The organism is Amycolatopsis sp. NPDC024027 (assembly GCF_040638975.1).
Lineage (GTDB): Bacteria > Actinomycetota > Actinomycetes > Mycobacteriales > Pseudonocardiaceae > Amycolatopsis.
On record NZ_JBEZYY010000020.1, the window covers coordinates 16,289 to 34,190 of the forward strand.

The window sequence follows — 17,902 nt, forward strand, 5'->3', positions numbered from 1 at the left end:
CCGCTCAGCTGCGGGTGCCCTCGACCTGGCGGCCGTCCTCGGTCGAGCACGCCGTCACCGGGTCGTTCGGGCCGCTGCCGCACGTCCAGTCGTCGAGGACGATCGGGCCCGGGCCGTCGGCGTCGTTCGCCTCGGCCGGGGTCAGCTTCGCGAAGTAGTCCTTCAGCAGCTTCGTCGCCGCGGCGCAGTCGATGCTGCCGTGCGCGACGACCGCCGTCTTCGCGCCGCCCGTACCGGTGACGTCGCCGCACGGCACGCCGGGGGCCGTCGACGCGGCCGCCGCGGCCGCGGCGGGCACCGGAGCGGGCGCGGCGGACGACGGCGCGGCGGGCGCCGGGTCGCCGCCGCAGCCGGCCAGTGCGGCGGCCGCGGCGACGAACAGCAAGGGGTAGGCGAGTGTCTTCATGGGCCCTTCAGGAGCGCGAGAGAACGGAACGGACTCACTCGGACGGCACGACGGCGGCGAAGACCGTCTGCTCGCCCTTGGTGCAGGTGGTGCCGCCCTGGGCGGCGGGCGGCCCGGAGGTGCACAGCCAGCCGTCGACGGTCTCGTTCACCGCGTCGTTCGAGCCGGCGCCCTGGCGCCCGGCGATCTTGCGGTGGAAGTCGCCGACCAGCTTCGTCGCCGAGACGCAGCTGACCCCGGCGGACCCGCTGTCGAAGACGTAGAGGGTGAGCCCGCTGGCGGCGGTGACGGTGCCGCACGACCCGGGCACCGACGGCGGCGGCCCGGACGGCTTGGTCACCGGGGCGGGCGCGGACTCGCTGCCGCCGGGGGACGGGGGTGGCGGCGGGGTCCCGGCCGAGGTCGGCACGGACGGCGGAGCGGTCGAGGACGGCGGGGCCGGGGGAGCCTGCGCGGCCGGATCGCCGGAACAGGCGGCGAGCACGGGCAGGGCGAGGCAGGCCACGAGCCACGTCCTCGTGGTGGTCGGGTGGGGCACCGCGATCCTTCCTCCCCGGTCAGCTCGGTCCCCGTCGAGCCACGCGCCCACGGGTGTGCCGGAGATTACAACAGCGGGCCGGCGGCCGGTCCGGTGGCTGCCGGAAAGATGTCCACAATGGACGATTAACATTCCGTTCACGCTCCGAAACCTCCCGCTGTCATCAAGAATCGATCGGTCTAATTCGCGCCGCCCCGGTTAACAATCCGGCCCCGCGCGCCGAAGATCTTGGTGGAGGCCGAAGGGCTTCCCCGTCCCGAATCCCCGTCCCGAACCCGTGAGAGCGATGAACGCCGACGCTGTGACCAGCACCGAAGACCCGTCCAGTCCGCCGACCGTCCCGAGCACCGTGGTCTGGTGCGGTGGCCGCCCGTACGTCCTCGAAGGCCGAGCCGGCCGCGCCCGCTGGATGGGCACCGACTATCGAGGCCGCCCGGAGTCGCTGACCAGCGCCGAGCTGCAGCGACGCGGGTGGAGCCACCGCCGCCGCGCGAGCTGACCCCGAGCCGGGCCGCGCGAGCTGACCCGAGCCGGGCCACGGGGGGTGGCCCGGCTCCGCGGTCGACCAGCCCCGGACCCGCGCCGGAACGCCTCGGGTCCGGAGCCGGTCAGGCCGCCGTCGCGGCGATCGGGTGGCCCCGGCCGGTCGCCGCTCGTATTTCCGCGAGCCCGGTGGGCGCCCGCGCCCCACGGGCCGGGCCTCGAGTGGTTCGCACCCCGCCGTTGGCTCGGCATCTGCGGGTCGGGCGTCGAGTGGTTCGCGCCTCGCCGTTGGCTCGGTATCCGCGGGTCGGGCCTCGGGTGGTTCGCACCCCGCCGCCGCTCGGCATCCGCGGCCCGCGCTGCGGGTGGTTCGCACCCCGCCGTTGGCTCGGTATCCGCGGGTCGGGCGTCGAGTGGTTCGCACCCCGCCGCCGCTCGGCATCCGCGGCCGGGCGCCTCGCCGCCCGGCCCGACCCCGGGCCCGCCTCGCCAAGCCGCGTGCGGCAGGCCGGGATGCGCCCCGCCAAGCGGCCGGCCGCGAGCCGGGAAGCCCCGTGGGCTGTCACGCTGCGTGCCGCACCACCGGGCGGCCCGGGCCCGTGCCGCTGTTTAATGGCCCGGTGAGCACAGCCGCCCCCGAACCCGCCGCTCCGGCCGGTGCCGAGCCGTCGTTGCTGCGGCAGGCCCTGAACGTCCCCAACATGCTGTCCCTGCTGCGGCTGGCCGGGGTGCCCGTTTTCCTCTGGCTGCTGCTCGGCCCGGAAGAAGACGGCTGGGCGCTCGCCCTGCTCGTCTTCAGCGCCCTCACCGACTGGCTCGACGGCAAGCTCGCCCGCTGGCTCAACCAGATGTCCCGGCTCGGGCAGCTGCTCGACCCGGCCGCCGACCGGCTGTACATCCTCGCCACCCTCGTCGCCTTCCTCGTGCGCGGCATCATCCCGTGGTGGGTCGTCGTCCCGCTGGTCCTGCGGGAGGCCGTGCTCGGCGTCTGCGTCGTCACCCTGCGCCGCCGCGGTTTCGCGCCGCCCGAGGTCACCTACATCGGGAAGGGCGCCACCTTCGTCCTGATGTACGCCTTCCCGTTCCTGCTGCTCGCGCAGGGCGGCTCGGACGTCGCCGCGGTCGCGCGGCCGATCGGCTACGCCTTCACCATCTGGGGCGGCGTCCTCTACGTCTGGTCCGGCGTGCTCTACGTCGTGCAGGCGCGCAACGCCCTGCGCGGCACCGGAGCGGAATGAGCTTTCCCCGGGTCGTGGCGGGCGGCTGCGCCGTGTGGGTGTAAGACTTCGCCCAACACTTTTCGCCAGTGAGGGCATGAAAGGGGACCGGCGTTGTCCGCTCCTGAAGAGCTTCGCTACACCGAGGAACACGAGTGGGTCGCCACCCGCGGCGAGGACACCCTCGTGCGCGTCGGCATCACCGAGTACGCGCAGGACCAGCTCGGCGACGTCGTGTTCGTCGACCTGCCCGACGTCGGCCGGCAGGTGAGCGCGGGCGACGTCTTCGGCGAGGTCGAGTCGACCAAGAGCGTCTCCGAGCTGTTCGCGCCGGTCGACGGGGAGGTCGTCGCGGTCAACGACGCCGTCGCCGACTCGCCCGAGCTGATCAACAGCGACCCCTACGGCGAGGGCTGGCTGATCGAGATCCGGCTCGACGACCCGGCGGGCCTGGAAGCCCTGCTCGAAGCCGAGGCCTACGACGCCCTGACCAAGGGCTGAACCCCACGTCCACCCGGTCGGACCAGCACTGCGCCGGTTCGGGGAGCCGGGGCTCGGAGAATCGATCAGGCACGGTACGTTGGCAGCTACACGTTCTTGAGTACTGGCAACACAGCATGTGTGGAGGAGAGCTCAGGTGAGCACGAACGACGGGCCCGGCGGCGTTCCCCCGGAGCAGTCTCCGGAGCGGACCTCTGTCTTCCGGGCCGATTTCCTGGCCGAAGCCGAAGGCCGCGAGCCCGCCCCGGAAGCCCCGGTCCAGGGTGTCGACGCCCTGCCCCCGGGTTCTGCCCTGCTGGTCGTGAAGCGCGGGCCGAACGCGGGTTCGCGGTTCCTGCTCGACCGCGACACCACCAGCGCCGGGCGGCACCCGGACAGCGACATCTTCCTCGACGACGTCACCGTCTCCCGCCGGCACGCCGAATTCCGGCGTGAAGGCGGCGAGTTCGTCGTCATCGACGTCGGCAGCCTCAACGGCACCTACGTCAACCGCGAGCCGGTCGACCAGGCGGTGCTCGCCGGCGGCGACGAGGTGCAGATCGGGAAGTTCCGCCTGGTCTTCCTGACCGGCCCGGGGCACGGGGGCCAGGGGGCGCAGTGACGGCGGCCGGGCGGCCACAGAACCACGGGTTGAGCATCGGGGCGGTCCTCGCGCAGCTGCGCGGCGACTTCCCCGATGTCACCATCTCCAAGATCCGGTTCCTCGAAGCGGAAGGCCTGGTCCAGCCGGGCCGGACGCCGTCGGGCTACCGGCAGTTCGCCGCGGCGGACGTGGAGCGACTGAGGTTCGTCCTGGCCGCCCAGCGGGATCACTACCTCCCGTTGAAGGTCATCAAGGAACAGCTGGACGCGGCGGACTCGGGGGCCGGGCCCACCACGGCCCTGCCCCGCCCGCCGCGCCGGCTGGTGCCGATCGACGCGCCGGCGGAGAACGTCGGCCTGCCCGTGGCGGACGACTTCACCGCGGGCAAGGAGCTGCGCCTGACCCAGGAGGAGCTCCTGGAGCAGGCCGGCATCGACGCGCCGGCACTGGCCGAGCTGCAGCAGTACGGCCTGGTCCGGCCCGGTCCCGCCGGGTTCTTCGACCCCGACGCGGTGCTGGTCGCGCGGACGGTCAAGGCGATGACCGAATTCGGGATCGAGCCGAGACACCTGCGTGCCTTCCGCGCCGCGGCCGACCGCGAGGTCGGCCTGCTGGAGCAGATCGTGACGCCGGTGTACCGGCACCGCGACCCGGAGGCCAAAGCGCGGGCCGACGAGGTGGTGCGGGAGCTGGCGGCGCTGTCCGTGACCCTGCACACGCTGCTCGTCAAGGCCGGAATCCGCGGCGTCTCCGGGTGTTGATCGATAACGGGGCAGTGAGATCCTCTTTGCGGTCCCATGTCAATGACTGAATGTTCGGCACCGCATGCCGTACCGTGAAGGCACGGGTTTGCGGCAGGCAAACTGAGAGAGTCCGGACAGCGAGCACAGCGCACGGATGACGGGTAGCGTCGGGAGTATGGGCGTGAAGCCGGTTCAGCGCTGCGGCCCGTGTGCACGAGAGGGAGGCGAAGCCCGATGAGCGAAATGCGCGTCGTCGGTGTGCGGGTCGAGCTGCCCGCGAATCAGCCGATCTTGTTGCTGCGGGAAACCGAGGGTGAACGGTACCTGCCGATCTGGATCGGCTCGGTCGAAGCCACCGCCATCGCCTTGGAGCAGCAGGGGGTCCGCCCCGCCCGCCCGCTCACGCATGACCTGCTGAAAGAGGTCATCGGAGCGCTCGGCCGGGAGCTGGAGCAGGTCGTCATCACCGACCTGAAGGAGGGCACGTTCTTCGCGGAGCTCGTGTTCGACGGCGACATCCGGGTGTCCGCCCGGCCGAGCGACTCGGTCGCCCTGGCCCTGCGGATCGGCGTCCCCATCCACGCCGTGGATTCGGTGCTGGAGGAAGCCGGCCTCATCATCCCGGACGAGCAGGAGGACGAGGTCGAGAAGTTCCGCGAGTTCCTCGACTCCGTCTCGCCGGAAGACTTCCGCGGAGCCGATACCTGAGGGGCGCTTCGGAGCTTGGGTGAGGTGTGCTCGCGGAAAGCGCTCGGAGCTTAGGCGAGGTGTGCTCGCGGAGAGCGCTCGCCCGGAGCTCCTCGCCGTGTCTTCTGGGTGTGCAACCCCCAGACCCCGCCCGGGGGCACGCCCCCGGACCCCCGTCTCCTCCCGCGGTAAGGCGTTTCACTCGCCTTGGTGCTCAGGAACTTGCCTTGACGTGGACGTCAACGTCTAGCGTCGAGGGCATGCGGATCGGAGAACTTGCGCAGCGCACGGGTACCACTACTCGTGCGCTGCGGTTTTACGAGGACCAAGGCCTCCTGGCGGCCCGGCGCTCGGCGAACGGCTACCGCGAGTACGACGAGGACGACCTCCAGCTCGTCAAGGAGATCCAGACCCTCCAGACGGTCGGCCTGACCCTCGACGAAACCCGCCCCTTCGTCGAGTGCCTGCGCAGCGGGCACGAAACCGGCGATGCGTGCGCCAGCTCCATCGAGGTCTACCGGCGCAAGCTCGAAGAAGCCGACGCGCTTCTCGCGCGGCTCGGCGGCATCCGCGGCGAACTGGCCGGGAAGCTCGCCGCCGCCCTGGCGCGGCAGGCGCCCGATCCGTGTGTCGTGCCCGATTCCCCGCGCCCGTGAAGGAGCCCCGTCTTGTCCGAAGTTGCTGACGTCACCGACGCGACCTTTGCCGAAGTCCTCGGCAGCGACGTTCCCGTGCTCGTCGAGTTCTGGGCCACCTGGTGCGGCCCGTGCCGGATGGTCGGCCCGGTACTCGCGCAGCTGGCCGCCGAGCGCGCCGGCGAACTCGCCGTCCGCAAGGTCAACGCCGACGAGAACCCGGAGACCACCCGCGCCTACCAGGTCATGTCGCTGCCGACGATGATCCTCTTCCGCGGCGGCGAGCCGGTCGAGACGATCGTCGGCGCGTTCCCGAAGGCCCGCATCGAAGACCGGCTCGACCGGGCCCTCAAGGCGCCGTCGCTTTGACGAACGCGTCCGCCACTTCGCGCCCGTACGTTTCGAGGTCCAGCGAAGGGTCGGCCGCGTAGGCGGCGGCGACACCGTCGATGGCCTGCGCGATCGACATCGCCATCACCTCGGGCGTGAAGGCGCCGAACGTGCCGTCGGCCTGGCCCTGCTTGAGCTGCCGGGCCAGGCCGTGCACCCGCAGGTCGTCGACCAGCACCTTCGTCATCACCCAGCCGTCGGCGTCGGCGGAGTTGGCGGCCAGCTCCGACAGCGCCCGGACGCACTCCGGGTACGCCCGCAGGAACGCGATCGACGTCTCGATGTGCGCCCGCAGGTAGCCGCGCCGGTCAGCCGGGTCGAGGCCGCCGCCGGTGCGTTCGGTGAGGTACGCGCCCTTGGTCTCGACGACCGTGCTGAGCACGGCCTGCATCAGGCCGGCCTTGTTCGTGAAGTGGTACGAGATCAGCCGGGTGCTGCTGAGCCCGGCGCGCTCCTTGATCTTGGCGAAGGTGGTCCGGCGGTAGCCGAGGTCGGCCAGGACGCCGATGGTCGCGCCGATGATCTGCGCCCGGCGCGCGGCCTCGGTGGCGCCGAGGCCCAGTTCGGCCATGAGGTCGGTGTTTACTTGCATGAGTAAAAAGTTACTCGGCTGAGTAAAAGATGTCCACCGGGTTTGACGAGCCACGAGTGGGGGTACGGCGAACGGCTCAAAGGCTCAGCCGACCGTTGAGCGTTGCCGCGCGTCGCGTTGACCGGTGTTCTCCTGGCGCTTACCGTCGAAGGAGGTAAATCGCCACGGTGTGATTCACGGTCTGGGGCCGGACCGTGGCGGTTGATCTCCGGCGGGTCCCACTCCTGGGACCGTCCGGCTGTCATTCGCCGGCCACCAGGTCGGGCGAGGGGAGGCTTGCGTGGTCGAGGCTGGTTCCGAGAAGCAGCCTGTCGGGGTCGCGGCTGGTGAGCAGGGGGAGCTGTTCCCCGACGACTCGCTGCCCGACGAGCTGGTGGGCTACCGGGGTCCGGCGGCGTGCCAGATCGCCGGGATCACCTACCGCCAGCTCGACTACTGGGCCCGGACCAAACTGGTCGCGCCCAGCATCCGCACCGCGCACGGCTCCGGCTCGCAGCGGCTGTACTCCTTCAAGGACATCCTGGTCCTCAAGGTCGTCAAGCGGCTCCTGGACACCGGCGTCTCGCTCCAGAACATCCGGGTCGCCGTCGACCACCTGCGCGTCCGCGGCGTCCGCGACCTGGCCCGGGTGACACTGTTCTCCGACGGCACCACGGTGTACGAGTGCACGTCCCCGGAGGAGATCGTCGACCTGCTCCAGGGCGGCCAGGGCGTTTTCGGGATCGCCGTCAGCGGCGCGATGCAGGAGATCAGCGGCACCATCCACGAGTTCCCGGCCGAACGCGCCGACGGCGGCATCGTCGAGACGCACCAACCGGACGAACTCACCCAGCGCCGCAACGCCCGCAAGACCGGTTGATCACCACTGCGGCAGACAGAGTAAGGTTCCCCGTGCGGTCGACGAATCCGCGCGGGAGAGTCCGAGCCACACCTTGAGCTCGGCGCCGAAGGAGCAAGTCCTCCCCGGAACCTCTCAGGCACCCTGGACCGCGCGGACGAGACGCCTCTGGAAAGCGGGTCGTCAGGACACAGCCTGATGGCCCCGCCGACGGTGCAAGCCCGGTTCAACCACGCGGGCGAAACTCTCAGGCGCCTCCTCCGGGAGGTACGGACAGAGTGGGGAGGACCAGGACATCGCCGTCCCGGTCCACCCCCGCTGTCCCCAGGAGGTCTCGTGGATCCGTCACTCGCCTCCCTGGAGCAGGGCCTTCCCTTCGCCGAGCGGCACATCGGGCCCGGACCGGACGAACTCCGCCACATCCTCGACGTCATCGGCGTTGCCTCCCTCGACGAACTCGCGGAACGGGCCGTGCCGTCGTCGCTGCGGGAGTCCGCGCAACCCCTCGAGCTGCCTCCGCCCGCCTCCGAAGCCCAGGCTCTGGCCGAACTCCGGGAGCTGGCCGGGCGCAACCGGCTGACCGCCTCGATGATCGGGCTCGGCTACCACGACACCGTCACCCCGCCCGTCATCCGGCGCAACGTGCTCGAGAACCCGGCCTGGTACACCGCCTACACGCCCTACCAGCCCGAGATTTCCCAGGGCCGGCTCGAAGCGCTGCTCAACTTCCAGACCATGGTCGCGGACCTGACCGGGCTCCCCGTCGCCAACGCGTCCTTGCTCGACGAGGCCACCGCGGCCGCCGAGGCCATGACGCTGGTGCGCCGAGCCGGGCGCGCGACGTCCCAGCGGTTTCTCGTCGACGAAGACACCCTGCCGCAGACCCTCGCCGTGCTCCGGACCCGGGCCGAGCCGCTCGGCATCGAACTGGTCGTCGAGGACCTCTCCCAGGGGCTGACCGGGCTCGGGCTCGGCGGTGACTTCTTCGGCGTGCTCCTGTCCTGCCCCGGCGCGTCCGGGGCGGTCCGGGAGCTCGACCTGACCATCGGCGAGGCCAAGAAGCACGGCGCGGCCGTGATCGTCGCCGCCGACCCCCTCGCCCTCACCCTGCTGCGGCCGCCCGGCGAGCTCGGTGCCGACGTCGCCGTCGGCTCGACGCAGCGGTTCGGCGTCCCGCTCGGCTTCGGCGGCCCGCACGCCGCCTACCTCGCCGTGCGGAAAGGCCTGGAGCGGCAGCTGCCCGGCCGGCTGGTCGGCGTCTCGAAGGACGCCGACGGCGCACCCGCGTACCGGCTCGCCCTGCAGACGCGCGAGCAGCACATCCGCCGCGAGAAGGCGACCTCGAACATCTGCACCGCGCAGGTCCTCCTCGCCGTGATGGCGTCGATGTACGCGGTGTACCACGGGCCCGAAGGACTGCGTTCGATCGCGCTGCGGGCGCACCGGATGGCCACCGTGCTCGCCGCCGGCCTCGCCGAGGGCGGTGTCGAGGTCGTGCACGGCGAGTTCTTCGACACGGTCGTCGCGGCGGTGCCCGGCCGGGCGGACACAGTCGTCGCCGCGGCCCGCGACCTCGGCGTCTCGCTGCGCCGGATCGACGACGACCACGTCGGCATCGCCTGCGACGAAACCACGACCCGCGAGCGGCTTTCCCGCGTCTGGAAGGCGTTCGGCGTCTCCGTGTCCGATGTGGACGGCCTGGACGCGGACACCGCGGACGCGCTCCCGGCGCCGCTGCGGCGCACGAGCGAGTTCCTCACGCACCCGGTGTTCCACGCGCACCGCTCGGAAACCGCGATGCTGCGCTACCTCCGGCGGCTGGCGGATTCCGACGTCGCACTCGACCGCAGCATGATCCCGCTGGGCTCGTGCACCATGAAACTCAACGCCACGGCGGAGATGGAGCCGGTCAGCTGGCCGGAGTTCGCCGGCCTGCACCCGTTCGCGCCCGCCGAAGACGCCGCCGGGCTCCTGACCGTGGCCGCCGACCTGAGCGCCTGGCTCGCCCGGATCACCGGCTACGACACGGTTTCCCTGCAACCCAACGCCGGCAGCCAGGGCGAGTTCGCCGGCCTGCTCGCCATCCGCGCCTACCACCGCGCCCGCGGCGAGCACGCGCGGGACGTCTGCCTGATCCCGGCCAGCGCGCACGGCACGAACGCGGCCAGCGCGGTGATGGCGGGCATGCGGGTGGCCGTCGTCCGCTGCGACGAAGCGGGCAATATCGACCTCGCCCACCTGCGGTCCACAGTGGACGAGCACCGGGCCGATCTCGCCGCGATCATGCTCACCTACCCGTCGACGCACGGCGTCTACGAAGACACCGTGGGCGAGGTGTGCGCGGCGGTGCACGACGCGGGCGGGCAGGTGTACGTCGACGGCGCCAACCTGAACGCACTGATCGGCGTCGCCCAGTACGGCCGCTTCGGCGCCGACGTCTCGCACCTCAACCTGCACAAGACGTTCTGCATCCCGCACGGCGGTGGCGGGCCGGGCGTCGGCCCGATCGGGGTCCGGGCGCACTTGGCGCCGTTCCTGCCGAACCACCCGCTGCAGCCGGCGGCGGGGCCGGCCACCGGCGTCGGCCCGGTCAGCGCGGCGCCGTGGGGCAGCGCGTCGATCCTGCCGATCTCCTGGGCGTACATCCGGATGATGGGCGCCGAAGGCCTCCGCCGGGCGACGCTCGTCGCGGTGGCCTCCGCCAACTACGTCGCCCGCCGCCTCGCCGATCACTACCCGGTGCTGTACGCCGGCCGCGAAGGCCTGGTGGCGCACGAATGCGTCCTCGACCTCCGGCCGCTGACGAAGGCCACCGGCGTCACGGTCGACGACGTCGCGAAACGGCTGGCGGACTACGGGCTGCACGCGCCGACGATGTCCTTCCCGGTCGCGGGCACGCTGATGGTGGAGCCGACGGAGAGCGAAGACCTCGCCGAACTCGACCGCTTCTGCACCGCGATGATCGCGATCCGCGCCGAAATCGACCGCGTCGCGGCGGGGGAGTGGCCCCTCGAGGCCTCACCGCTGCGGCAGGCACCGCACACCGCCCGCTGCGTCGCGGGCGACTGGGACCGGCCGTACAGCCGCGAAACCGCGGTGTTCCCGGCGGGGACGGCCGCACCGAAGATCTGGCCCCCGGTCCGCCGCATCGACGGCGCGGCGGGCGACCGCAACCTGGTCTGCTCGTGCCCGCCGCCGGAGGCCTTCGCCTGAAGCCCGGTTCCGCCGGTGCGGGCACACTGCGGGCGCACAGGAACGCCGGGTAGGTTGACGCCCATGGTGAGTGGGACCGGTCCTGATCGGACGTCCGTGGTCGTGACCGGCGGCAGCGGCTTCATCGGCCGGGCCGTCGTGCGCGCCCTCCGCGACCGGGGTTTCCCGGTCACCGTCGTGGACCGGGTGCCGTTCCCCGAAGACCGCGACGGCGTGCGCGTGGTGGCCGGCGACCTCCGCGACGCCGCCGTCCGCGAGCAGGCCGTGACCGGCGAGACCGCGGCGATCGTGCACCTCGCCGCGCTGACGTCGGTGCTGAAGTCGGTCGAGCTGCCCGAGGACACCTTCGCCGACAACGTCCTGGTCACCCAGGAGCTGCTGGAGCTCGCGCGCCGCCGCGAGGTGCCGAAGTTCCTGCTCGCCTCGACCAACGCGGTGATCGGCGACGTCGGCACCGCGACCATCACCCCGGACCTGCCGCTGCGCCCGCTCACGCCGTACGGCGCCACCAAGGCGGCGTGCGAAATGCTGCTGTCGGGCTACGCCGGGGCGTACGGCATGACGACATGTGCGTTGCGGTTCACCAACGTCTACGGCCCGGGAATGTCCCACAAGGACAGTTTCGTGCCGCGGATGATGCGGGCCGCGCTGACCGGCACCGGGGTCCGGGTCTACGGCGACGGCCGCCAGCGCCGCGACCTCGTGCACGTCGACGACGTCGTCCGCGCGGTCCTGCTGGCCCTCGGCAGCGGCTACTCGGGCCGCGCGATCGTCGGCGCCGGGCGCTCGGTGTCCGTGCTGGAGATGGTCGAAGCCGTGCGCGAGGTGACCGGCGCCGAGCTGCCGGTCGAGCACGTCGAGGCGCCGGCCGGGGAGATGCCCGCGGTCGTCGTCGACGTCTCGGCGAGCGCGGAGACCATCGGCTACTCCCCGGAGGTCTCGCTCACCGACGGTCTCACGACAGCGTGGAAGTACTTCTCCGGCCTCGCGAACCAGTGAGGGTCTTTCTCAAGCGGCACTGGCTGCTCCTGCTGTTGCTCGTCCCGGCGATCACGCTCCGGGTGCTGACCTGGCTGGCCTACCGGCCCGCGCTGCTGTTCATCGATTCGTTCCGCTACATCGACAACCTGCACGCGCTGCGGGCCGACCAGCTCGACCCGATCGGCTACGACCTGGTGCTGCGGCCGCTCCTGGCCGTCGGCGGGCTCGCCTGGGTCACCGCGGTGCAGCACGTCGGCGGGGTGCTGATCGCGATCGGCGTCTACGGGCTGGTCCGGCGTCTCGGCGGCCGCCCGTGGGTCGCCGCGCTCGCCGCGGCTCCGGTGCTGCTCGACGCCTACCAGCTGCAGATCGAGCAGAACATCATGTCCGAGGTGACGTTCGAGGCCGTCCTCCTCGGGCTCCTCTGGCTGCTGCTCGGCTGGGGCACACCGGGCTGGAAGCGCGCCGGCGCGGCGGGCCTGCTGCTCGGCTTCGGCGTGCTGACGCGGCTGATCGGGATCTCCCTGGCCCTCCCGCTGCTGGTCTTCCTGGTGGCCGCCGGGGGAGCGTGGCGGCAGTGGGCGGGCTGGCGCCGGGCCGGCGTGGGTCTTTTGGGCCTGCTCGCCGTGCTCGTGCCGTACTCGGCGCGAGTGCACGCGGAGACCGGCAAGTGGGGGCTGAGCGGGCCGTCCGGGAACATGCTCTACGGCCGGACCGCCGCCGTCGCCGACTGCGCGAACCTCCACCTCGACCCGGTGCTGCGGGTGTTCTGCCCGGCCGAACCCCGCGAAAAGCGGCTCGTCGACAACTACACCCACGCCGACCTCGACCCGAACTGGCCGGGCCCGCTGCCGCCCGGCGCGGACAAGGCCGCGCTGGCCCACGAGTTCGCCGTCGACGTCCTGAAGGAGCAGCCCGGCGACGTCGCCGAAGCGATCCTGGACGACTTCGCCAAGAGCTTCGCCTGGACGCGCGAGCAGGGCTTGACCGACGTCCCCCTGGACCGGTGGCAGTTCCAGCTCAGCTACCCGCAGTGGGCCGACCAGTCCCTGATCGACCTGGTCACGCTGCAGAACGACGGCGTCGTCGCGAGCGTCGATCAGCCACTGGCCAAGGTCCTCCGCGACTACCAGCTCGACGGCGGGTACGTGTCGGGCGGGGTGCTCGGCCTCGGTGCGCTGCTGGGCCTGCTGACGGTGGTCCGGCGCAAGAAGCCCCTGGACCGGGCCCAGGCGGGGGCGCTGTTCGCGGCGTCGAGCGGGCTCCTCCTGCTGTTCGCCTCGGCGGTGTTCCAGTTCTCCTGGCGCTACCAGCTCCCGGCGCTCGTGCTGCTGCCCGTCGCCGGGGCGCTCGGCTTCACCACGCTGACCTCGGCGAGCCGGAAGCGGCTCGCCGCCTTCCCCGACGACGTCGACTCCGGCGCCCTCGACGACTTCCGCGGCCGGCACCCCGAGCTGAAGCTGGCGCCGCTGACCGTCGTGATCGCCGCCTACAACGAGGCCGGCGGCATCGGCGAAGTCCTGGAGAAGATGCCCGACGAGTGCCTCGGCAGGCCGGTGGACGTCCTCGTCGTGGTCGACGGCGGGACCGACGACACGGCCGCGATCGCCGAGGCGCACGGCGCGTACGTGTGCGTCGCGCCCCGCAACCGTGGCCAGGGCGCCGCGCTGCGGCTGGGCTACCACCTCGCGGCCGAAGCCGGCGCCGAGTACATCGTGACGACCGACGCCGACGGCCAGTACGACAACAGCGAGCTGGAAACGCTGGTGCGTCCGGTCGTCGAGGGCACCGCGGACTTCGTCACCGGGTCCCGGCGGCTCGGGCACGAGGAAGCCGACAGCCGCGTCCGGTGGCTCGGCGTACGCGTCTTCGCGATCCTGGCGTCGGTGCTCACGGCCCGGCGGATCACCGACACGTCGTTCGGGTTCCGCGCGATGCGGGCGGACCTGGCCTGCTCGGTCCCGCTGCGCGAGCCGCAGTACCAGTCGTCGGAGCTGCTGCTCGGCGTCACCGCCCGCGGCGCCCGTGTCGTCGAGCTGCCGATGAGCATGCGGCTGCGCAAGGCGGGCAAGAGCAAGAAGGGCGGCAGCCTGGTCTACGGCGCCAACTACGCCCGGGTCATGACGGGGACGTGGTGGCGGGGGTACGTGCTGCGCCGCGGCCGAACACGAACCGGTCGAGCAGCGTGAACTTGACGACGAACACCAGCGCGTAGCTCGCGACGTACGCGCCGTCGACGAGCACGACCCACCAGAAGTGCGGCAGGCCCAGCGGGGACAGCAGCGAGCCGGCGAGGGTGGTCAGGCCGATCGACGCCAGCCCGCCGAGCCCGATCACCGCGAGGTAGGGCAGCAGCTCGCGCCGGACGCGCGGCCGCCCGGTGCGGCCCCACACCCAGCGCCGCGTGACCAGGAAGTTCAGCACCGCCCCGGCCGCCCAGGCCAACGTGCTCGCCAGGGCCGCGGCGCCACCGGTGGCGAGGACGGCGAGCAGCACGACCTGGCTGAGGACCGTGGCGGCGACCGACGTCGTCGCGGCGCGCGCCAGCCGGGCCCAGCCGCGACGGCGGGTCTTCTCCGCCGTGCGGGCCCGCACGCCGTTGGTTACGGTCGTCATGCTCCCATCCTCCCCGCGGGCCGGTCGCGCCGCCGTCCGACCCCCTTACGCATAGGAGATTCACAGCTCATTGCCAGGTCTTCATCAGCACGTGATCTATAGCGTTCGGGTGGCGTAAACGAGCAGGAAGGGCGGCACAATGCGTGTGCTGGTTCTCGGCGGTGACGGATATCTGGGCTGGCCGACCGCGTTGCACTTATCGGACAAAGGCCACGAGGTGGCCGTTCTCGACAATTTCGCGCGGCGCGGGTACGACGCCGAACTCGGTGTCGAAAGCCTGGTCCCGATCGAATCCCTCGCCGACCGGATCGCGACTTGGCGCGAGGTGTCGGGCCGGACGATCACCAGCTACGAAGGCGACCTCCTCGACGCGGAGTTCCTGTTCGGGGCGGTGCGTGACTTCGCGCCGGACGCCGTCGTCCACTACGCCGAGCAGCGGTCGGCGCCGTATTCCATGATCGACCGCGAACACGCGGTGTACACGCAGCACAACAATGTGGTCGGGACGCTGAACCTGCTCTATGCGATCGCGGAGATCGACCCCGCGATCCACCTGGTCAAACTCGGCACGATGGGCGAATACGGTACGCCGAACATCGACATCGAAGAAGGCTGGCTGGAGCTGGAGCACAACGGCCGCTCCGACCGCGTGCTGTTCCCGAAACGGCCGGGTTCGTTCTACCACCTGACCAAGGTCCACGATTCCCACAACATCGAATTCACCTGCCGCGCGTGGGGCCTGCGCGCCACGGACCTCAACCAGGGCATCGTGTACGGCCAGCAGACGCCGCAGACGGCGCTGGACCCGCGCCTGGCGACCCGCTTCGACTACGACGCGGTGTTCGGCACGGTGCTCAACCGGTTCGTCATCCAGGCCGTGCTCGGCCAGCCGCTGACGGTCTACGGCAAGGGCACGCAGACCCGCGGCCTGATCGACATCCGCGACACCGTGGAGTGCATCCGCCTGGCCGTCGAGCACCCGGCCGCGCCGGGGGAGTTCCGCGTGTTCAACCAGATGACCGAAAGCATGCCGGTGGCGGGCATCGCCGAGCTGGTGGCCGACCGGTTCCCCGGCCCGGTGCAGATCGAGCAGCTGGAGAACCCGCGCACCGAGGCGCCCGAGCACTACTACAACGTGAAGCACACCGGGCTGGTCGGGCTGGGCCTGGAGCCGCACCTGCTTTCGGACACGCTCATCGAGTCGATGTTCGACATCGTGGGCGCCAACAAGCACCGGGTGAACCCGGAGAAGCTCCGCCCGACCGTCCGCTGGCGGGGCGCGCTGAAGGCCTGACGGCCGTGGGGGCTCCCGCCGGGGGCGCCCCCACGGGTTCAGCCGGGCAGCTTGTCCAGGAACCCGTGCACCTTGGCGATCTTCCCGGCTTCCAGTTCGACGACGTCGAACCCGATGGCGACCGGCTCGGCGCCGGGGGTGCCGAGGTACCACTGGAAGCGGGCGAGCTCGTGGTGGGCGTCGGGCTCGGCGGGCAGGCTGAAGGTGAGCCCGCCGAACTGCTGCTGCGCCCCGGCGACGAACTGGTCGATCCCGTCGTGCCCGGTGACGGCGCCGAGCGGGTCGGTGTAGCCGGCGTCGGCGGTGAAGACGTCGGCCACCAGGGCGCGCCGCTTGTCGGCGTCGGTCTCGTTCCAGACGGCGATGTACTGCTCGACGATGCTGCGGACGTCGGTCATCGGTGGTTCCTTTCGTTGGGGGACAACGGATTCGCCGTCGTCTTGCGCTGAGACCGACTTTGGCCGACGATCGGCGGCCCGTCGATTACCCGGGAGGTAATGCAACGCCATTACGTCCGGGGTAATGGCGGCGGCTCCGTGATCGCCGTAGCGTCGCCCGCGTGACGACCATGGTGCAGACGCGGCAGCGGCCCGTCGGGGAACTGCTGCGGGAATGGCGCGACCGGCGCCGGATCAGCCAGCTCGACCTGGCTATCTCGGCCGACATCTCCACCCGCCACCTGAGCTTCGTGGAAACCGGGCGGTCCAAGCCGAGCCGGGACATGGTGCTGCGGCTCGGCGAGCACCTCGACGTCCCGCTGCGGGAGCGCAACCGGCTGCTGCTCGCCGCCGGCTACGCGCCCGCGTACACCGAGAGCGCGCTGGGGGACCCCGGGATGGACGCCGTCCGCCGGGCCGTGCGGCAGCTGCTCGCCGGCCACGAGCCGTACCCGGCCGCCGTCGTCGACCGGAACTGGGACCTCGTCGAGGCCAACGCCGCCACCGGCCTCTTCGTCGCCGGGATCCCGGCCGGGCTGACCACCAACGTCCTGCGCGCGACCCTGCACCCCGACGGCATGGCGCCGCACGTCCGCAACCTGGGGGAGTGGCGCGCCCACCTGCTCGGCCGGCTGCGGCGGCAGGTGGCCCAGACCGCGGACGCGGGTCTCGCCGAGCTCCTGGACGAGCTGCGCGGGTACCCCTGCGACCAGCCCGTGCCCGAGGTGGAAGTGCCCGGACCGGGTGACATCTTCGTACCGCTCGAGTTCCGCCACGAGGGCACCGACCTCACCTTCTTCAGCACGGTGGCCACGTTCGGCACCCCGCTGGACGTCACCGTGGCGGAACTGGTGATCGAGTCGTTCTTCCCGGCCGACCCGGCGACGGCGGCGTATCTGCGCGAGCGGGCCGCCCGGGTGGGATGATGGAGGTCCGCGCAGCATCCGAAGTGAGGATCACCGGTTGATGGCCGTCCCGCCTTCGCTCGCCCTGTCCGTCGGAGTCCGCATCCCCCAGCTGCTGTTCGGCGTCGCCGGCCTGTCCCCGGCCGAAACCGGCCGGGCCGTCCGCATCGCCCTCGACACCGGGTACGCGGCATCGACACGACCCCGGGCACGGAGCCGGCGGTGGGCGCGGAACTCGCCGCGGCCGACGTGCCCCGCGAAGACCTGTTCGTCAGCTTCCACGTACCCGCTCAGGGTTACGACACCGCCCGCCGGGCCGCCGACCAGGCGCTGGAAGCACTCCAGCTCGAGCGGGCCGACCTGTGCCTGCTGGACGGCACGCAGGGCGCGTTCACCGACACCTGGCGCGCGCTGAGCCGGCTGCGCGCGGACGGGCGGGTCCGCGCGGTCGGCGTCGCCGGCTTCGGCGTCTCCGAGCTGCGCCGGCTGATCGACGCGACCGGCTCGGTGCCGGCGGTGCACCAGATCGAGCTGCACCCGTGGCTGCAGCAGCTCCCGCTGCGCGAGTTCCACGGCGAGCGCGGCATCGTCACGGCCGCCGCCAGCCCGGCCGCGAACGCCGCGCTGCTGTCGGACGAGACGGTCACCGCGCTCGCCGCCAAGTACGGCAAGACCCCGGCCCAGATCGTGCTCCGGTGGCACCTGCAGAACGGCACGGTCGCGGTGGCGGCGTCGGCCACCACCACGCGGATCCGGGAGAACTTCGGGATCTTCGACTTCGAGCTGGCCGACGACGACGTCGCCGTGGTGGCCGAGCTCGACAACGGCACGCGCGTCTAGCGG

The 17,902-nt window shown here is 71.8% G+C and carries 20 protein-coding genes and 1 riboswitch; of the genes, 15 read left to right on the top strand and 5 right to left on the bottom strand.

The window, feature by feature from the left end; all coding sequences use genetic code 11:
* Positions 1 to 4 precede the first annotated feature (4 nt).
* Complete coding sequence (locus AB0F52_RS37395; RefSeq protein ID WP_360181203.1) at positions 5 to 406, bottom strand: hypothetical protein; 402 nt, start codon at positions 404 to 406, stop codon at positions 5 to 7.
* A gap of 34 nt (positions 407 to 440) precedes the next feature.
* Positions 441 to 944 (bottom strand): hypothetical protein, encoded by a 504-nt coding sequence (locus tag AB0F52_RS37400; protein WP_360181206.1) that lies wholly within the window; start codon positions 942 to 944, stop codon positions 441 to 443.
* A 286-nt stretch (positions 945 to 1,230) separates the two neighbouring features.
* Here AB0F52_RS37400 and AB0F52_RS37405 point away from each other — a divergent pair, with 286 nt between their 5' ends.
* From AB0F52_RS37405 to trxA, 8 genes are all read left to right on the top strand, one after another.
* Complete coding sequence (locus AB0F52_RS37405) at positions 1,231 to 1,443, top strand: hypothetical protein (protein ID WP_103342581.1); 213 nt, start codon at positions 1,231 to 1,233, stop codon at positions 1,441 to 1,443.
* 604 nt (positions 1,444 to 2,047) lie between these two features.
* Positions 2,048 to 2,665, top strand: coding sequence for a CDP-alcohol phosphatidyltransferase family protein (locus AB0F52_RS37410; protein WP_360181209.1), 618 nt, complete (start codon positions 2,048 to 2,050; stop codon positions 2,663 to 2,665).
* A 93-nt stretch (positions 2,666 to 2,758) separates the two neighbouring features.
* A complete protein-coding gene (gene gcvH / locus AB0F52_RS37415; RefSeq protein WP_013226819.1) occupies positions 2,759 to 3,145 on the top strand; it encodes a glycine cleavage system protein GcvH in 387 nt (128 codons plus the stop codon).
* Between the two features lie 136 nt (positions 3,146 to 3,281).
* Positions 3,282 to 3,746, top strand: coding sequence for a glycogen accumulation regulator GarA (gene garA / locus AB0F52_RS37420; protein WP_004559567.1), 465 nt, complete (start codon positions 3,282 to 3,284; stop codon positions 3,744 to 3,746).
* Positions 3,743 to 4,489, top strand: a complete 747-nt coding sequence (locus AB0F52_RS37425) for a MerR family transcriptional regulator (protein ID WP_360181213.1) — start codon at positions 3,743 to 3,745, stop codon at positions 4,487 to 4,489. Before garA ends, AB0F52_RS37425 begins: the two co-directional genes overlap by 4 nt.
* Positions 4,490 to 4,705: 216 nt before the next feature.
* Entirely contained in the window at positions 4,706 to 5,179 is a 474-nt protein-coding gene (locus tag AB0F52_RS37430) for a bifunctional nuclease family protein (protein WP_004559569.1), read from the top strand.
* A 239-nt stretch (positions 5,180 to 5,418) separates the two neighbouring features.
* A complete protein-coding gene (locus tag AB0F52_RS37435) occupies positions 5,419 to 5,814 on the top strand; it encodes a MerR family transcriptional regulator (protein ID WP_360181216.1) in 396 nt (131 codons plus the stop codon).
* Positions 5,815 to 5,826: 12 nt separating this feature from the next.
* Entirely contained in the window at positions 5,827 to 6,162 is a 336-nt protein-coding gene (trxA, locus tag AB0F52_RS37440; RefSeq protein WP_360181219.1) for a thioredoxin, read from the top strand.
* Here trxA and AB0F52_RS37445 read toward each other — a convergent pair.
* Positions 6,143 to 6,775, bottom strand: a complete 633-nt coding sequence (locus AB0F52_RS37445; protein ID WP_360181222.1) for a TetR/AcrR family transcriptional regulator — start codon at positions 6,773 to 6,775, stop codon at positions 6,143 to 6,145. The two genes, trxA and AB0F52_RS37445, sit on opposite strands and share 20 nt — an antisense overlap.
* 280 nt (positions 6,776 to 7,055) lie before the next feature.
* Here AB0F52_RS37445 and AB0F52_RS37450 point away from each other — a divergent pair, with 280 nt between their 5' ends.
* The 4 genes from AB0F52_RS37450 (at position 7,056) to AB0F52_RS37465 (ending at position 13,996) form a co-directional block, all read left to right on the top strand.
* Positions 7,056 to 7,634, top strand: a complete 579-nt coding sequence (locus AB0F52_RS37450; RefSeq protein WP_360181225.1) for a MerR family transcriptional regulator — start codon at positions 7,056 to 7,058, stop codon at positions 7,632 to 7,634.
* 42 nt (positions 7,635 to 7,676) lie between these two features.
* Positions 7,677 to 7,775, top strand: a riboswitch (glycine riboswitch).
* 174 nt (positions 7,776 to 7,949) lie between these two features.
* Entirely contained in the window at positions 7,950 to 10,826 is a 2,877-nt protein-coding gene (gcvP, locus tag AB0F52_RS37455) for an aminomethyl-transferring glycine dehydrogenase (protein ID WP_360181228.1), read from the top strand.
* 63 nt (positions 10,827 to 10,889) lie between these two features.
* Complete coding sequence (locus AB0F52_RS37460; protein ID WP_360181231.1) at positions 10,890 to 11,825, top strand: NAD-dependent epimerase/dehydratase family protein; 936 nt, start codon at positions 10,890 to 10,892, stop codon at positions 11,823 to 11,825.
* Positions 11,822 to 13,996: a glycosyltransferase family 2 protein gene (locus AB0F52_RS37465; RefSeq protein WP_360181234.1), complete on the top strand. Its 2,175-nt coding sequence runs from the start codon at positions 11,822 to 11,824 to the stop codon at positions 13,994 to 13,996. Before AB0F52_RS37460 ends, AB0F52_RS37465 begins: the two co-directional genes overlap by 4 nt.
* Here the strand turns inward: AB0F52_RS37465 and AB0F52_RS37470 are convergent.
* Positions 13,926 to 14,423: a GtrA family protein gene (locus tag AB0F52_RS37470; protein ID WP_103342591.1), complete on the bottom strand. Its 498-nt coding sequence runs from the start codon at positions 14,421 to 14,423 to the stop codon at positions 13,926 to 13,928. The two genes, AB0F52_RS37465 and AB0F52_RS37470, sit on opposite strands and share 71 nt — an antisense overlap.
* Positions 14,424 to 14,562: 139 nt before the next feature.
* On the opposite strand from AB0F52_RS37470, the gene AB0F52_RS37475 reads away from it, so the two are divergent.
* Entirely contained in the window at positions 14,563 to 15,717 is a 1,155-nt protein-coding gene (locus AB0F52_RS37475) for an NAD-dependent epimerase/dehydratase family protein (RefSeq protein WP_360181237.1), read from the top strand.
* Positions 15,718 to 15,755: 38 nt separating this feature from the next.
* Here AB0F52_RS37475 and AB0F52_RS37480 read toward each other — a convergent pair whose 3' ends face one another.
* The gene (locus AB0F52_RS37480) at positions 15,756 to 16,115 is read right to left on the bottom strand and encodes a nuclear transport factor 2 family protein (RefSeq protein WP_360181240.1); all 360 of its coding nucleotides are present in this window, start codon (positions 16,113 to 16,115) and stop codon (positions 15,756 to 15,758) included.
* Positions 16,116 to 16,285: 170 nt separating this feature from the next.
* Here AB0F52_RS37480 and AB0F52_RS37485 point away from each other — a divergent pair, with 170 nt between their 5' ends.
* Positions 16,286 to 17,080 (top strand): helix-turn-helix transcriptional regulator, encoded by a 795-nt coding sequence (locus AB0F52_RS37485; protein WP_360181689.1) that lies wholly within the window; start codon positions 16,286 to 16,288, stop codon positions 17,078 to 17,080.
* Positions 17,081 to 17,281: 201 nt separating this feature from the next.
* The gene (locus tag AB0F52_RS37490) at positions 17,282 to 17,899 is read left to right on the top strand and encodes an aldo/keto reductase (protein ID WP_360181242.1); all 618 of its coding nucleotides are present in this window, start codon (positions 17,282 to 17,284) and stop codon (positions 17,897 to 17,899) included.
* The last annotated feature ends 3 nt before the right edge of the window (positions 17,900 to 17,902 follow it).

Excerpts from the sequence above, each read along its gene's own strand:
- AB0F52_RS37470 (WP_103342591.1), bottom strand. The coding sequence starts at position 14,423 with ATGACGACCGTAACCAACGGCGTGCGGGCCCGCACGGCGGAGAAGACC.
- AB0F52_RS37480 (WP_360181240.1), bottom strand. The coding sequence starts at position 16,115 with ATGACCGACGTCCGCAGCATCGTCGAGCAGTACATCGCCGTCTGGAAC.
- AB0F52_RS37430 (WP_004559569.1), top strand. The coding sequence starts at position 4,706 with ATGAGCGAAATGCGCGTCGTCGGTGTGCGGGTCGAGCTGCCCGCGAAT.
- AB0F52_RS37445 (WP_360181222.1), bottom strand. The coding sequence starts at position 6,775 with ATGCAAGTAAACACCGACCTCATGGCCGAACTGGGCCTCGGCGCCACC.
- AB0F52_RS37485 (WP_360181689.1), top strand. The coding sequence starts at position 16,286 with ATGGTGCAGACGCGGCAGCGGCCCGTCGGGGAACTGCTGCGGGAATGG.
- AB0F52_RS37475 (WP_360181237.1), top strand. The coding sequence starts at position 14,563 with ATGCGTGTGCTGGTTCTCGGCGGTGACGGATATCTGGGCTGGCCGACC.
- AB0F52_RS37395 (WP_360181203.1), bottom strand. The coding sequence starts at position 406 with ATGAAGACACTCGCCTACCCCTTGCTGTTCGTCGCCGCGGCCGCCGCA.
- AB0F52_RS37405 (WP_103342581.1), top strand. The coding sequence starts at position 1,231 with ATGAACGCCGACGCTGTGACCAGCACCGAAGACCCGTCCAGTCCGCCG.
- AB0F52_RS37435 (WP_360181216.1), top strand. The coding sequence starts at position 5,419 with ATGCGGATCGGAGAACTTGCGCAGCGCACGGGTACCACTACTCGTGCG.
- AB0F52_RS37460 (WP_360181231.1), top strand. The coding sequence starts at position 10,890 with ATGGTGAGTGGGACCGGTCCTGATCGGACGTCCGTGGTCGTGACCGGC.